Source organism: Gammaproteobacteria bacterium (assembly GCA_013003425.1).
GTDB lineage: Bacteria > Pseudomonadota > Gammaproteobacteria > Steroidobacterales > JABDKV01 > JABDJB01.
Window position 1 is genome coordinate 137,054 of the sequence record JABDJB010000056.1, and the last position, 13,653, is coordinate 150,706.

The 13,653-nt window shown below is 58.9% G+C and carries 12 protein-coding genes; 8 read left to right on the plus strand and 4 right to left on the minus strand.

Annotation, left to right across the window (positions count from 1 at the left end):
• Window positions 1-941: 941 nt before the first annotated feature.
• From HKN06_08765 to HKN06_08785, 5 genes are all read left to right on the plus strand, one after another.
• A complete protein-coding gene (locus HKN06_08765; GenBank protein ID NNF61405.1) occupies window positions 942-2,267 on the plus strand; it encodes an MMPL family transporter in 1,326 nt (441 codons plus the stop codon).
• 58 nt (window positions 2,268-2,325) lie between these two features.
• Window positions 2,326-3,027, plus strand: coding sequence for a phosphate regulon transcriptional regulator PhoB (gene phoB, locus HKN06_08770; GenBank protein NNF61406.1), 702 nt, complete (start codon window positions 2,326-2,328; stop codon window positions 3,025-3,027).
• 1 nt (window position 3,028) lies between these two features.
• On the plus strand, window positions 3,029-4,351 hold the full coding sequence (gene phoR / locus HKN06_08775; protein ID NNF61407.1) for a phosphate regulon sensor histidine kinase PhoR: 1,323 nt from the start codon (window positions 3,029-3,031) through the stop codon (window positions 4,349-4,351).
• Between the two features lie 21 nt (window positions 4,352-4,372).
• Window positions 4,373-5,074, plus strand: coding sequence for a phosphate signaling complex protein PhoU (gene phoU / locus HKN06_08780; protein ID NNF61408.1), 702 nt, complete (start codon window positions 4,373-4,375; stop codon window positions 5,072-5,074).
• Between the two features lie 155 nt (window positions 5,075-5,229).
• Window positions 5,230-6,396 (plus strand): hypothetical protein, encoded by a 1,167-nt coding sequence (locus HKN06_08785; protein ID NNF61409.1) that lies wholly within the window; start codon window positions 5,230-5,232, stop codon window positions 6,394-6,396.
• Between the two features lie 36 nt (window positions 6,397-6,432).
• Here HKN06_08785 and arfB read toward each other — a convergent pair whose 3' ends face one another.
• The 4 genes from arfB to HKN06_08805 form a co-directional block, all read right to left on the minus strand.
• The gene (gene arfB, locus HKN06_08790; GenBank protein ID NNF61410.1) at window positions 6,433-6,858 is read right to left on the minus strand and encodes an aminoacyl-tRNA hydrolase; all 426 of its coding nucleotides are present in this window, start codon (window positions 6,856-6,858) and stop codon (window positions 6,433-6,435) included.
• Between the two features lie 49 nt (window positions 6,859-6,907).
• Entirely contained in the window at window positions 6,908-7,123 is a 216-nt protein-coding gene (locus HKN06_08795; protein NNF61411.1) for a YdcH family protein, read from the minus strand.
• 110 nt (window positions 7,124-7,233) lie between these two features.
• Window positions 7,234-8,034 (minus strand): 3'(2'),5'-bisphosphate nucleotidase CysQ, encoded by an 801-nt coding sequence (gene cysQ, locus HKN06_08800; protein NNF61412.1) that lies wholly within the window; start codon window positions 8,032-8,034, stop codon window positions 7,234-7,236.
• Between the two features lie 7 nt (window positions 8,035-8,041).
• Window positions 8,042-9,313, minus strand: a complete 1,272-nt coding sequence (locus HKN06_08805) for a DEAD/DEAH box helicase (GenBank protein NNF61413.1) — start codon at window positions 9,311-9,313, stop codon at window positions 8,042-8,044.
• A gap of 257 nt (window positions 9,314-9,570) precedes the next feature.
• On the opposite strand from HKN06_08805, the gene trxA reads away from it, so the two are divergent.
• The 3 genes from trxA (at window position 9,571) to HKN06_08820 (ending at window position 13,647) form a co-directional block, all read left to right on the plus strand.
• Window positions 9,571-9,897 carry a thioredoxin TrxA gene (trxA, locus tag HKN06_08810; GenBank protein ID NNF61414.1) on the plus strand — a complete coding sequence of 109 codons (327 nt, stop codon included), beginning with the start codon at window positions 9,571-9,573 and terminating at the stop codon, window positions 9,895-9,897.
• A 161-nt stretch (window positions 9,898-10,058) separates the two neighbouring features.
• A complete protein-coding gene (gene rho / locus HKN06_08815) occupies window positions 10,059-11,315 on the plus strand; it encodes a transcription termination factor Rho (GenBank protein NNF61415.1) in 1,257 nt (418 codons plus the stop codon).
• 166 nt (window positions 11,316-11,481) lie between these two features.
• Window positions 11,482-13,647, plus strand: a complete 2,166-nt coding sequence (locus HKN06_08820; GenBank protein ID NNF61416.1) for a hypothetical protein — start codon at window positions 11,482-11,484, stop codon at window positions 13,645-13,647.
• Window positions 13,648-13,653: the final 6 nt, after the last annotated feature.

A 13,653-nucleotide genomic window follows, 5' to 3' on the forward strand; every position in this document is an offset into this window, starting at 1 on the left:
GTGGTGCCAACCGCGTGCTGGTGGCGCTGGTTGCTCGCGACGGCAACATGTTTACGCCGGAGTTTTTCCAGGCGCTGAAAGAGGCCACTGATGAGGTCTTCTTTATTCCCGGCGTCGAGCGAGCCCGTGTCAGCTCGCTGTTCACGCCGAATACCCGCTATATCGAAGTTATCGAGGGTGGTATTGCTGCAGGCAACGTTGTGCCGGCAGATTTCCAGCCAACGGAAGCCGGGCTGGAGCGCGTGCGCGAGAATATTCTGAAATCGAATATTGTCGGCCGGCTGGTTTCGAATGACTTCAGTGGCGCAATAATCAGCGCGCAGCTACTGGAGGTGAACCCTAACACCGGGGAAAAACTCGACCTGGTGCGGGTATCCAATGACCTCGAGGAAAAAATCCGCGACGTATTCGGTGGTGAGCAATTCCCGAATGTTGATGTGCACATGATCGGATTCGCCAAGGTTATTGGCGACGTGACCGACGGCGCACGGATGGTAATCCTGTTTTTCCTCGTGGCTTTCATCGTCACGACGCTACTGGTTTATTTCTACACCCAGTCAGTCACGCTTTCGGTAATCCCGCTAGCGTGCTCGCTGACTGCGGTTATCTGGCAGCTGGGGCTGCTTACCGGGCTGGGCTTTGGTATTGACCCGATGGGTATCCTGGTGCCGTTCCTGGTTTTTGCTATCGGCGTCAGTCATGGCGTGCAGATGGTCAGCGCTGCGCGCGCGGAAATTTTCGATGGTGTCGACAGCCTGCAGGCTGCGCGCAACAGCTTCCGTCGTCTCGTTGTACCCGGCAGCATCGCCCTGGCCAGTGACACCATCGGTTTCATCACCATTTATTTCATCGAGATACGCATGATCCAGGAAATGGCGATCACAGCCAGCCTGGGTGTGGCCGTGATAATCCTGACCAACCTGGTGCTGTTACCGGTGTTGATGTCCTACGTGCGGTTCAGCGAGCGTTACAAGCAGAAGCTTGTGATTCGTGCCAGGCAACTGAGCCCGTTGTGGGACAAGCTGTCGATAGTCGCTCAGCGTGGCCCGGCAGCCGTAGTGATTCTGATCAGCGTGGGGCTGCTGGCGTTTGGCGCCTGGAAGGGCTCCGAAGTGAAGGTCGGAGACCTGCACCAGGGGGTGCCGGAGCTGCGGGCCGACTCGCGCTATAACCTCGATACGCGGGCTATTACCGAGCGGTTCTCGATCGGCGTGGACATCATCACCGTCATTGTCGAGACGGTGCCCGAAGGGTGCATCGACTATGAAGTGATGAGCTCGATCGACGATTTCGCCTGGTATATGGCCAATGTGCCGGGGATACAAAGCGTGATAACGCTGCCGATGGTGGCCAAGGTGGTCAATGCCGGATGGAATGAGGGCACACTGAAGTGGCGTGTGCTGTCACGCAATGCAGACAACCTGGTGCAATCGAGCCAGTCAGTCGATACCAGCAGCGGTCTGCTGAATGCCGATTGCAGCGTGATGCCCGTGATGATGTTCAGTGAGGATCACAAGGCCGAAACCATCGAACGCATCGTTACTGCAGTAAAAGCGTATCGTGCCGAGTACGGCACTGAAAAAATCAAGTATCGCCTGGCGACCGGCAATGTTGGCGTGATGGCGGCTACCAATGAGGAAGTCGAGGCGGCCCAGTTCCCGATCCTGATGGGGGTGTTTTCTGCCGTTATCCTGCTGTGCATTATCACTTTCGCCACCCGGCGGGCTGCGCTTTACTTTCTGGTCCCGGCCGTAATTGCGGCGCTGGCGGCCTGGTTCCTGCCGGGTCAGCGCAACCTGGTCGCAGCTGCCATGGCGCTGTATACCGTCTTCTGGCTGGTCCGTTTCCCGACAGCGCGTTCGGTACTTTGCATCGTTATCCCGCTGGGCCTGGTTTCATTGCTGGCATACGCGCTGATGGCGACCCTGGAAATCGGTCTGAAGGTGTCAACGCTGCCGGTGGTGGCTCTCGGCGTTGGTATCGGAGTTGACTACGGTATCTATATCTATAGTCGGTTCAAATCGTTTATGAGTGAAGGGCTGCCGCTGGCTGAGGCCTACCATGCGACACTGCGTGTGACCGGCGCCGGCGTGATATTTACCGGCGTGACACTCGGGATCGGCGTAGTCACCTGGCTTTTTTCGCCACTGAAATTTCAGGCCGACATGGGACTGTTGCTGACCTTCATGTTCATCGTAAATATGCTTGGCGCGATCCTGTTGTTGCCTGCGCTGGCCAGCTGGCTGTTGCCACGCAGGCTGCACTGAACCGACAGTGCAGGGTGCGTCATAGCGCTGTAACATAGATCTGCTTCAATAGTGCACCATGTCACGCTCGGGTGAGACAGTGATTCTGATTGTCGAAGACGAACAACCGGTTCGTGAGATGGTCAGGTTTTCATTGAGTCGCGCCGGATTCGAGGTATGCGAAGCAGCTGATTGCCTGGAGGCCCACGACGTGATCGCCGGGCAGCATCCCGATCTTATTCTGATGGACTGGATGTTGCCGGAGATGAGCGGGCTGGAGTTCACCCGCCGGCTGAAGCGTGACCCGGAAACGGTCGATATACCGGTAATCATCCTGACCGCCCGTGGCGAGGAAGAAGACAAGGTCAAAGGCCTGAATACGGGCGCCGACGACTATGTGACAAAGCCGTTTTCGACGCGCGAACTGACGGCGCGTATCAACGCGGTGTTGCGCCGCAGCGCGCCACCTGGCGACGCTGTCATAGAGGCCGGCGACCTTTTGCTCGATGCGGACAGCCATCGGGTAATCGCGGACGGCACCGAAGTGAAACTGGGGCCGACCGAATTCCGGCTGCTGCATTTCTTCATGACAAACCAGGAACGCGTGCACAGCCGGGCGCGCTTACTTCATCGTGTCTGGCGTGGCAACGTGGATGTTGAAGAACGCACGGTCGACGTGCATATCCGGCGGCTGCGCAAGGCATTGCAGCCATACGGGCTGCATTCCTTCATCCAGACGGTCCGCGGGACCGGTTACCGGTTTTCCACCCGGGTCGATTGAAGTGAAAGGCCTCGCTTCTGTATTGCTGCTGCCGACGCTCGTTGTCGCCACGTCACTACTGCTGGGCTATGGCTCGGGATATCCGTTGCAGTTTCTCAGCGCTGGTCTGGCCGTATTGTTGGCCTGGCAGTTGTTGCAGTTGTGGCGTCTGCTGCGCTGGCTGGGTAATAGTGACAGTGCTGCTGCCACGCCAAATCACCGCGGCGCGTGGTCGCAGGTTTATGCCGCCATCGGACAGCTGCGTGAGAACCGGGCTGGCAACGACGGGGACCTGCGCTCTGCGCTGCGTGCATTTCGCCAGTCGGCTGATGCGTTGCCTGACGGCGTTGCCGTGCTCAATGAGCATCGACAGCTGGTGTGGCTCAACCGTGCCGCAGCGGATCTGCTGGGGCTGGACAGCGCCCGTGACCGGGGCCAGCGCATCACCAATCTCATTCGCAAACCGAAGTTTGTGAAATTTATCGGGCAGCATGAGCATCCCGAACCGTTGGTGATCAGGGGTCGCGGCAAGCCGCGCCGGCAGTTGTCCCTGCAGCTTGTTACCTACGGGGATAATCAGCAAATTCTGATGGTGCGTGACGTGACGCGGGAGCGCCAGGTAGAAAAGATGCGTCGCGATTTTGTTGCAAACGTGTCGCACGAACTGCGTACACCGATGACGGTTATCACCGGCTATGTTGATGAGATGCTGACAGATCGGGCGCTTATCGGTGAGTGGGGTCCGCAGCTGGACACAATCATGGCGCAGGCGGCGCGTATGAAGGCTATTGTCACTGACCTGCTGCGGCTGTCGCGGCTGGAGTCGGCGCTGGAAGATGCCGGATACGAAGCAGTAGCGCTGGCCAAGGTGCTCTCCAGTATCAGGCTCGAAGCGATCGCCCGCTATAGTGAGGGCACGGCTATTTCGATTGAAGTCAGTCCGGATGCGGCCCTGCTCGGCGACTACCAGGAGTTGTACAGTGCCCTGAGTAACCTCGTGGATAATGCGGTCAAGTACACCGGTGAGACCGGGGCCGTCAGGGTGCGCTTTGAGCAGCAGGCAGATGGCAGCGCGAAGCTTTCGGTGACCGACTCAGGTCCCGGTATTTCAGCCAAGCACCTTCCACGGTTGACGGAGCGATTTTATCGTGTCGACAAGGGGCGTGACCGCGAACGGGGTGGCACCGGGCTGGGCCTTGCCATCGTCAAGCACGTACTGCAGCGTCATAACGCCGAATTGGTAATCACCAGCAGTCCGGGTGAAGGTAGCTGCTTTGCGTGCGTGTTCCCGCCGGAACGTGTCACATTGCTGGCGGCCGAGACGCGCAACGCCGGCGCTGCCTGAGGCTGCGAACAGAAAAGGCCTGTGTCGGGAAATAAAGAAGACGTTGTGCCACGGCAGTTCGATCACGAACTGGAGGACTTGCGCAATTCGGTGCTGGCGATGGGTGGGCTGGTCGAAGAGCAGCTCGCCAGTTCGGTCAAATCTCTAAGCCGGCAGGATGATGAATTGGCCAAGGCCGTTATTGCCGGCGATGTGCGGGTCAACAGGATGGAGCTGGAAATCGATGCGCGGTGCAGCCAGCTGATCGCCCTGCGCCAGCCGGCACGCAGTGATTTGCGGTTGATCCTCGCGATTATCAAGACAATTGCAGATCTCGAACGTATCGGGGATGAGGCAGAAAAAATAAGCCGGCTGGCAACTGAAAACATGATGCGGGAGCGGCAGAAAAGCGACTATGGGCAGCTCCGGCATCTTGGTCGTCATGTGCGTACGATGCTCAGCAGCGCGCTCGACGCATTTGCACGGATGGACTCGCAGCAGGCGCGGGCAGTCGCCGGTGAAGACAGCGAGGTTGATGAAGAGTATGAATCGCTGGTGCGCCAACTTATTACCCGCATGATGGAAGACCCGCGCAAGATCCGTGAGGCGCTCGATATCATGTGGGCAGCACGCGCCCTCGAGCGTGTCGGTGATCACGCCAAGAACATCAGCCAGTACGTGATCTACCTCGTTGAGGACCGCGACATTCGCCACCGTTCGGTCGTGCGTGACGACCCCCGGTAAAATTTTTCTGCACTATAAGCTACTGACCTGGATCGAGAATTTCCTGCAACAGGGCCACGGGCAACGACGCCTGCTGTAACAGTCCTGTCACTTTACTCTCATAGAATGCCCGGCAACTTCACCGGGCGCCGTCCCGTATTCCAAAGGAGACAGACATGACCGGACCATGCCGGTGGCTGACAATTTTTGTTCTCGGTTTCTCATTTTCCTTACCCGCGCTGGCAGCAGACGACGACATCGCGGAATTGAGAGCTGAGATCGAGCGCCTGTCGCAGCGACTGGAGCAGCTGGAGCAGGATCGGCGGGAACGTCACGAGGAAAAAGTGGTCTCGGTGCCGGCGCCCCGACAGGAAAAACAGCTAAAGTTTAAAGGCGATGTGCGCTATCGCTATGAAATGATCGACCAGGAAGGCAAGGAAGATCGTAATCGCAACCGGGTGCGCGCGCGCTTCGGGGCAACGGCGCGAGTCAACGATTCAGTCAAGGCTGGCATTCAGCTTGGAACCGGTGGTGACAGTCCGGTCAGCGGCAACCAGTCCCTTGATGGCGGATTTTCCAGAAAGGATTTTGGGCTTAACCTGGCCTATGTCACCTGGCAGATGGCGCCGGGTTCGTCCCTTACCGCCGGCAAAATGAAGAACCCGCTGCATCGCGCCGGCGGCCATGGGCTGATCTGGGACAGTGATGTCAATCCGGAAGGCGTTGCGTGGCAGTACCAGGCCAACGGGGTTTTCACCAATGTTGTTGGCCTGTACGTGGAGGAGCGCTCGTCAGCAGATGACAGCCTGATGTTTGGCGGACAGCTGGGCTTCGATACTGATGTTGCCGAAGATATGGACTTCAAGGGTGGCATTGGTTACTACGTCTACACAAATACGGTCGGCAACAAGCCGTTTTTTGACGGCGACGATAGTGCCGGAAATACACTAGTCGATGGATTACTCGTAAATGATTACAGGCAGGTGGAGTTGTTCGCCGAGCTCGGTCTGAAGGTCAGCGAGTGGCCGGCAGCCGTTTTTGCCAACTACGTGCAAAATACCGACGCCAGCGACAACGACACGGGCTATGCGGTTGGCATCAGTGTCGGTCAATTCTCGTGGGCCTACCAGGACCTCGAAGCCGATGCCGTGATCGGTACATTCGCCGATTCGGACTTCGGTGGTGGCGGTACCGGGGTTAGCGGTCATGTATTCAAGGCAAAGCATCCCATCGCAAAAAACTGGGCGGCTTCGCTGACTTTTTTCCTCAACGATTTTGGCGCGCCGGGCGCGCCGGAGAAAGACTACCGGCGGCTGCAGGCCGACATGCAGTTCAAGTTCTGAGACTGTCTGTAACCGGGCCGGCTCCGGCTGGCCCGGTCAATCCAGCGGCGGGCGCCCGCGCAGCCGCTTTACCTTGCCGCGCCGCTTCTTGTCGTCAAGACGCTGACGCCGCGCGGCACGCGTGGGTTTTGTGCGCCGGCGCTTCTTTGGCACTACCGTGGCCCGTCGCACCAGCCTGGCGACGCGATCGAGTGCGTCCTGGCGGTTTTGCTTGCGACTGCGAAAGCGTTTTGCTGTGAGTATCAGCTCACCCTGCGTTGTCACCCTGTTACCGGCAATCCGCAGCAGCCGTTTGCGTACATCATCAGGCAAAGAAGGTGAGCTGCGGATATCGAAGCGCAGCTGCACGGCGGTGGAGGACTTGTTGACATGTTGTCCGCCCGGTCCCGACGCGCGGATAAAGCTGAGCTCGAATTCATCGAGCGGTATTGACAAGGTGTCGGTGACAGTCAGTTCAGGCATGGGCGGTTTAGCAGCGACTGCGCTGCTGTCAGGGTTTACCTCGGGCGGCTCAGGCGTTGAGGTCGGGAATGAGTTGACTCTCGAGGCGTGAAATCGTGTCTTTGATCATCAGCTTGCGTTTTTTCAGCCGCTTGAGTTCGAGCTGATCGACCAGCGGGTCGTCGGCAAGGCGGGAAATAACATCATCAAGATCGCGGTGTTCAACACGGAGCGATTTCAGTCGCTCGAGACTTCTGAAGGCTTCGGTTTCTATTTTCTGGTCCATTTGCGCTTTCGAATCACGTTGCCGCGGCGGGCAGTGGCCGGATGGCCCGACCGGTCTAGCTTAGCCTATAGGCGCGGGGCGAATCCAAGCGCCGTTGCTGCGGCGCATCATCAGGCTTCCACATACCGGGCCCAGTCGCGACAGGTATCGCCGATCGCCAGAAAATAAGGGTTGAGCAGCGGCTCCTTTGCGTTGTACCGCAGGGACTGCCCATCGAGCTGGACGACGTCGCCGCCGGCGGCAGTCAGGACCGCGTGCGCCGCTGCGGTGTCCCACTCGTTGGTCGGGCCCAGCCGCGGGTAAATATCGGCGCCACCCTCGGCGACCACGCAGAATTTCAGCGAGCTGCCCATTGGTACCATTTCGTAATCGCCGACGTTTTCCAGGAAAGCATCGAGCGACGCGCCACGATGCGAGCGGCTGCCAACGATACGCGCCGGGCCGTCGCCGGCGCCGACGCTGATGCGGCCGGGCTTGCCGTCGGCAGCGATCTTCCAGGCGCCGTCATTCGAAGTGCCGTAATACTCCAGCTCACGTGCCGGCGCGTAAACGACGCCGAGTATCGGCTCATGGTCGGAGATCAGTGCGATGTTCACGGTAAACTCGCCGTTGCGCTTGATAAATTCCTTGGTGCCGTCGAGCGGGTCGACCAGCCAGTAGGATTGCCACTGCGTACGCTCGGCGTAATCCGGTACGCCGGACTCCTCGGAAAGCACGGGCAGCGCAGGCTCCAGAGCGGTCAGGCCGGCTGCAATGACGCGGTGGGCTGCAAGGTCGGCCTCGGTCAACGGCGATTTGTCGTCTTTTACCTCGACATCGAAATCGCGTGCGTAAACTTCCATAATCGCAGCACCGGCAGCGCGCGCTATCCGGCGCACTTCGGGCAGAAGAGTTTCTGTCTCAGTCTTCATTCAACACCTATTTCCTGCGCCGGGGTGGCCGGCCACCGCGGCCCCTGGCTGGTGGTCCGCCGCGCTTGTTGTGCGGCTTGCGGGGCGGTCGTGGCGGGATCTTTATATCGACCAGCAGGGCAGGGTCGATTGCTTCAACCGGAATCTTGTAGCCGACATACTTCTCGATGGCGGGGAGGTTCTGCGCATAATCCTCGCAGCCGAAACTTATCGCGTCGCCTTCGGCGCCGGCACGCGCGGTGCGCCCGATACGGTGAACGTAGTCTTCAGCATCGTCGGGCAGGTCGAAGTTGAACACGTGGCTGACACCGGGAATATGCAGGCCACGCGACGCCACGTCAGTTCCGATCAGAACCGGCAGCTCGCCACTCTGGAAGTCGCGTAACAGCCGTAATCTTTTTTTCTGTGGCACGTCGCCCGACATTGCCCGGGCATCAATACCGTTTGCCTCGAGAAACCGCTGCAGGCGCTCGGATTCACGCCGCCGGTTGACAAACACCATCGTGCGCCGCGGATCCATTTGGCGCAGCAGGCCGATGAGCAGCGGAATCTTCTCGCGGTTTGACGGGTAATAGATGAGCTGGCGAATCCGGTCCGGGGTGACCCGTTCGGGCTCGATCTGTACCAGTTCGGGGTCGTTCATATGCTCGTAAGCCAGTTCGAGCACCCGCTGCGACAGCGTCGCTGAAAACAGCATGTTGAGACGCTGTCCGGGCTCCGGCATGCGCCGCAGCACAAAACGGATGTCGCTGATAAAGCCCAGGTCGAACATCCGGTCGGCCTCGTCCAGCACTACCACCTGGCAACAGCTGAAGCGAAAAACCTTCTGCTTGAAGTAGTCGATGATGCGACCTGGAGTGCCGATCAATACATCGCAGCCCGCCTCGATCTGCTTGCGCTGTTTCTCGTAGTCGGTGCCACCGAAAGCCAGTGCGAGTTTGAAGCCGGTATGCCGGTTGAGTATCTCGGCATCCTTGTGAATTTGCACCGCCAGCTCACGGGTCGGCGCCAGCATCACGGCGCGCGGATCATTCGGTCGCCGGCCAGGCAATGGCTCAGTTTGCAACAAATGATGGAATGCGGCGATCAGGAATGCGGCAGTCTTGCCGGTGCCCGTCTGGGCCTGTCCGGCCACGTCCGAGCCCGTCAGGGCGTCGGGCAGGGTCGCGCCCTGGATCGGCGTGCAGGATTCGAAGCCGGCCTCGCGGATGCCTGCGAGTACTGCGGGGTCGATCGCGAGCGCGTCGAATCTAACGTCTGTAAGGTGCCTTTCGGTCATTTCGTTTTGGCAGATCCTGTGCTATAAAGTGAGTCGCTGGCGCTTGGCGCCGCACCGGTCCAGTACAGCCAGGGGCTGTAGACTGACAACCATCCCAGACTGGAAGTCCAGCTCCTATCCCAGACAACAAACAGCGCCGCTAGTCGGCTGCGTTGATCAAGGCTGAACTGTTTTCACAACTGGCTTCAGGCCCCCGTAAATCTTCGACGACCTGTACGCGGCCGGTAGTGTAACCCGACATTCACTTGGAGGAGAATGTGAGCGAAAGAATAATTCATACGAGTGATGCCACCTTTGAGGCAGACGTGCTGCAGGCCGACAAGCCTGTCCTGCTGGATTTCTGGGCCGAGTGGTGTGGCCCGTGCAAGATGATCGCGCCGGCACTGGCAGAAATTGCCGAGGAATTCGATGGCCGTGTCACCGTTGCCAAGCTCAACATTGACGAGAATCCCGCGACTCCGCCCAAGTACCAGGTGCGGGGCATCCCAACGCTGATCCTGTTCAAGGACGGGACCGTGGAGGCCCAGTCGGTGGGCGCCAAGTCAAAAACCCAATTGACCTCATTCCTGGAATCACACCTATGAGAGGCTATCTCGGCAACTCGGCCCGTGGTGGCCGGTCCAAGACGCAGCCGCGCAAGCGGTCTGGCGGCAACAAGTCGCGCCGGCGGAAGCCGCCGAAGCACGAATTCCCGGATGACGGCGAAGGGCTCGAGACCATAGACGGCGAGCTCAGCGAAAACGTCATGGACCTGACCGAGCTCAAGCAGAAGCCGGTTTCCGAACTGGTCGAAATGGCCAACGAAATGGGTCTCGACAGTGCGGCCCGCCTGCGCAAGCAGGACATGATCTTTGCGTTGCTGAAAGAGCACGCCAAGAATGGCGAAGACATATACGGCGCCGGTGTGCTGGAGATACTGCAGGATGGTTTTGGCTTTCTGCGCTCTGCCGATGCATCGTATCTTGCCGGACCCGATGATATATACGTATCGCCGAGCCAGATCCGCCGTTTCAACCTGCGCACCGGCGATACCGTGGCCGGCCTGATTCGCCCGCCAAAGGACAGCGAGCGCTATTTCGCCCTGCTGAAAGTCGGGCAAATCAACATGGATGCGCCGGACAATGCCAAGAACAAGGTGCTGTTCGAAAACCTGACCGCTCTGTTTCCGCGCCGGCGGCTGAAGCTGGAAGCTGGCAACGGCAGTACCGAAGACATTACGGCGCGAATAATCGATATGGTTGCTCCGATCGGTGCCGGCCAGCGCGGGCTGATCGTCTCGCCGCCGAAAGCCGGCAAGACCATGCTGCTACAGAATATCGCGCACTCGATCATCCACAACTGCCCCGACGTAGTGCTGATCGTGCTGCTCATCGACGAGCGGCCTGAAGAGGTCACCGAGATGGCCCGGTCGGTCCGCGGCGAAGTCGTCTCCAGCACCTTCGACGAGCCGGCCAGCCGTCACGTACAGGTGGCCGAGATGGTCATCGAGAAAGCCAAGCGCCTCGCAGAGCACAAGAAGGATGTCGTCATCCTGCTCGATTCGATTACCCGGCTGGCGCGGGCGTACAACACGGTTGTGCCATCATCCGGCAAGGTGCTCACCGGCGGCGTGGACGCCAACGCGCTGCACCGGCCGAAGCGCTTCTTCGGCGCTGCGCGCAACATCGAGGAGGGTGGCAGCCTGACTATTATCGCCACCGCCCTGATCGATACCGGTTCGCGCATGGACGACGTCATCTACGAGGAGTTCAAGGGAACCGGCAACATGGAGATCCACCTGGATCGGCGTATTGCTGAAAAACGTGTATTCCCGGCCATCAACATCAATCGGTCCGGAACGCGCAAGGAAGAGCTGCTGACTGATCCCGACGAGCTCGCCAAGATCTGGATTTTACGTAAGCTGCTACATCCGATGGACGAGATTGCAGCGATTGAATTCCTGATCGGCAAACTCAAGGACACCAAGGTCAACAGCGAGTTTTTCGAGGCAATGAAGCGCTGACGCACGTAAAAAGCGTTTTAACCTGACATAACACGTATCTTGTCATATTGCGTTGTGATTCCGATCACGGCGCCCTGAGTCATTTTCCTTTCTACTGATTGCGCGGGGTCCGTCAGGCCCCGCGTTGCTGTGCGCAGGACAGGCGTGCAATACAGAGGGAGAAGCGATGGGCGCAATCACGTCAGGGAAATACAGGGCAATCGTCATATCGATTGCGCTGTTTATTGTCTTTGACGCTGGTGTGCTCATCATGAACTTCTATATCGCGAACCAGTTCGCTCGCGATGCCACAGAAGTAAACCTGGCGGGCCGCCAGCGCACCCTGTCACAGCGCCTGCTGAAGGCCTTGCTGCAGACCGACAATGCCCTTGGCAGCGGCAACTATATTGACGTTCCGCTCAATGAGCTGAAATCCAGTTTCCGCCTGTTCGACGACACGCTCAATGCCTTCAACAAGGGCGGCGAGGTGATGGGTGTCGATGGGGATCCGGTGCTGGTGGAGGCTCTGGACGATCCATATGCCCGCCGCATGCTGACCGAGACTATCGAGCAGTGGTTGCCGTTGCGCGAGGCGCTGCAGCCGATGCTCGCTTTCGACGCGAAGATCGATCGCAGCGCTGAACTGATCATGACCGATGCAGGCGCCGAGCTGGAAGGCGACCTGTTTCACGCCATCATGGTCGCCACTGCCGAGGGCCGCGATACGCGGCTGCACGAGCTGACCAACGGACTGACGGTTCACATGGAGTATGAATCGACCCGCCGTGCCGCACGACTGCGCATCATTCAGGTGACCGGTATATGCCTGGCACTGATCAACTTCTTTGTCATCCTGTTCCATTTTATCCGTAACCTGAACAAGTATGACGCGATGATCGAGCAGGCCAGGAAAGAGACTGGCGAGATACTCGAGACAGTCAACGAGGGGCTCTTTCTGCTCGATTCAGAATACCGCATTGGTACTCAGCATTCGGCTGCGTTGAGTGGAATATTCCGTCGCGACAATCTGGGCGGGGTCAACCTGATTGAGTTGTTGCGCGGTATCGTGCCGGAGACAACGCTCAATGTTGCCCGTGATTACATCAGCCTGTTCTTTGGCAAGCGCGTCAACCAGGCCCTGGTTGACGACCTGAACCCGCTGAATGAGGTTGAGGTTCATTTTGGCGGCGACAGCAGCATGTTCCAGACCCGCTATCTCGGTTTCGAATTCCGCCGCGTGCTGGTCGACGACCAGTTGTCGCACCTGCTGGTGACTGTCAATGACATTACCGAAAAGGTGGCGCTGGAGCGCGAACTGCAGGAATCACGAGCGCGGTCGTCCGCGCAGCTGGATATGCTCATGGACATCCTGCATATCGAGCCGGAAATGCTTACAGATTTCCTGTGCGGCTCTGAGCGGTCATTGGGCAAGATCAACTCGATTCTGCGGCGCCCGGCCAAGGGTATCGAAGTCTACAAGGCCAAGCTTGACCAGATTTTCCGCGAAGTACATACGGTCAAAGGCGAGGCCGCGGCGCTGGGCCTCAACTCCGTGGAGATTCATGCTCACGAGCTGGAGGACCTTATTGCCGAAATCCAGGAGCGGCCGTCGATTCGCGGCAGCGACTTCCTGCCGCTCACCATCAAGCTGGACGAGGTGCTGGGGCATATCCAGTCGGTGCGCGAGCTGGTGGCGCGGCTGATAGATTTCCGCACCGCTTTTGACCGCAGCAGCATTGCCCAGGTAGACGATGACCAGCGCTCGGCACCGCGCACCGACATGTCGGCGCTCATGCACAATCTCGCCGAACGTATCGCCGACGAGCAGGGCAAGCGCGTCAACCTGCACTGTGTCGGCCTCGAGGGGCGGCACGTACCGGAAGCCTACCGCGGTCCGTTAAAGGACATGGCCCTGCAGTTCATTCGCAACGGCGTAACCCATGGTATCGAGCCTCCAGGGGAGCGCAACGAGGCCAACAAGGGACAGGTTGGGCGTATAGCCATGAAGTTCATGCCGCTCAATGGTACCGGGTTCGAATTTTCCTACCGCGATGACGGGCGCGGGCTGGATCTCGATCTCATTCGGCGTACCGCAGTCGAGAAAGGCTTTGTCACCGCCGACCAGATTGACACGATGGAAGAGCGGGCGGTAATGGCGCTTATTTTCCAGCGCGGTTTTTCGACTTGCGAACAGGTCAGCACAGATGCTGGCCGGGGCGTAGGCATGGACGTTATCCGCAATCTCGTCAATGAGCTCAATGGCAAGGTCAGGGTATCGACCGCGCGAGGTGAGTTCACCCAGTTCAAGATCACGTTGCCGGCAATACCGAGCGACATGGACCAGGCGGCATGAAAAGCC

Bases quoted from the DNA above. Each gene is read 5' to 3' on its own strand.
- rho (NNF61415.1), top strand. From the start codon at position 10,059: ATGGACCTGACCGAGCTCAAGCAGAAGCCGGTTTCCGAACTGGTCGAA.
- HKN06_08765 (NNF61405.1), top strand. From the start codon at position 942: ATGTCCTACGTGCGGTTCAGCGAGCGTTACAAGCAGAAGCTTGTGATT.
- HKN06_08795 (NNF61411.1), bottom strand. From the start codon at position 7,123: ATGGACCAGAAAATAGAAACCGAAGCCTTCAGAAGTCTCGAGCGACTG.
- arfB (NNF61410.1), bottom strand. From the start codon at position 6,858: ATGCCTGAACTGACTGTCACCGACACCTTGTCAATACCGCTCGATGAA.
- phoB (NNF61406.1), top strand. From the start codon at position 2,326: ATGTCACGCTCGGGTGAGACAGTGATTCTGATTGTCGAAGACGAACAA.
- HKN06_08820 (NNF61416.1), top strand. From the start codon at position 11,482: ATGGGCGCAATCACGTCAGGGAAATACAGGGCAATCGTCATATCGATT.
- HKN06_08785 (NNF61409.1), top strand. From the start codon at position 5,230: ATGACCGGACCATGCCGGTGGCTGACAATTTTTGTTCTCGGTTTCTCA.
- HKN06_08805 (NNF61413.1), bottom strand. From the start codon at position 9,313: ATGACCGAAAGGCACCTTACAGACGTTAGATTCGACGCGCTCGCGATC.
- cysQ (NNF61412.1), bottom strand. From the start codon at position 8,034: ATGAAGACTGAGACAGAAACTCTTCTGCCCGAAGTGCGCCGGATAGCG.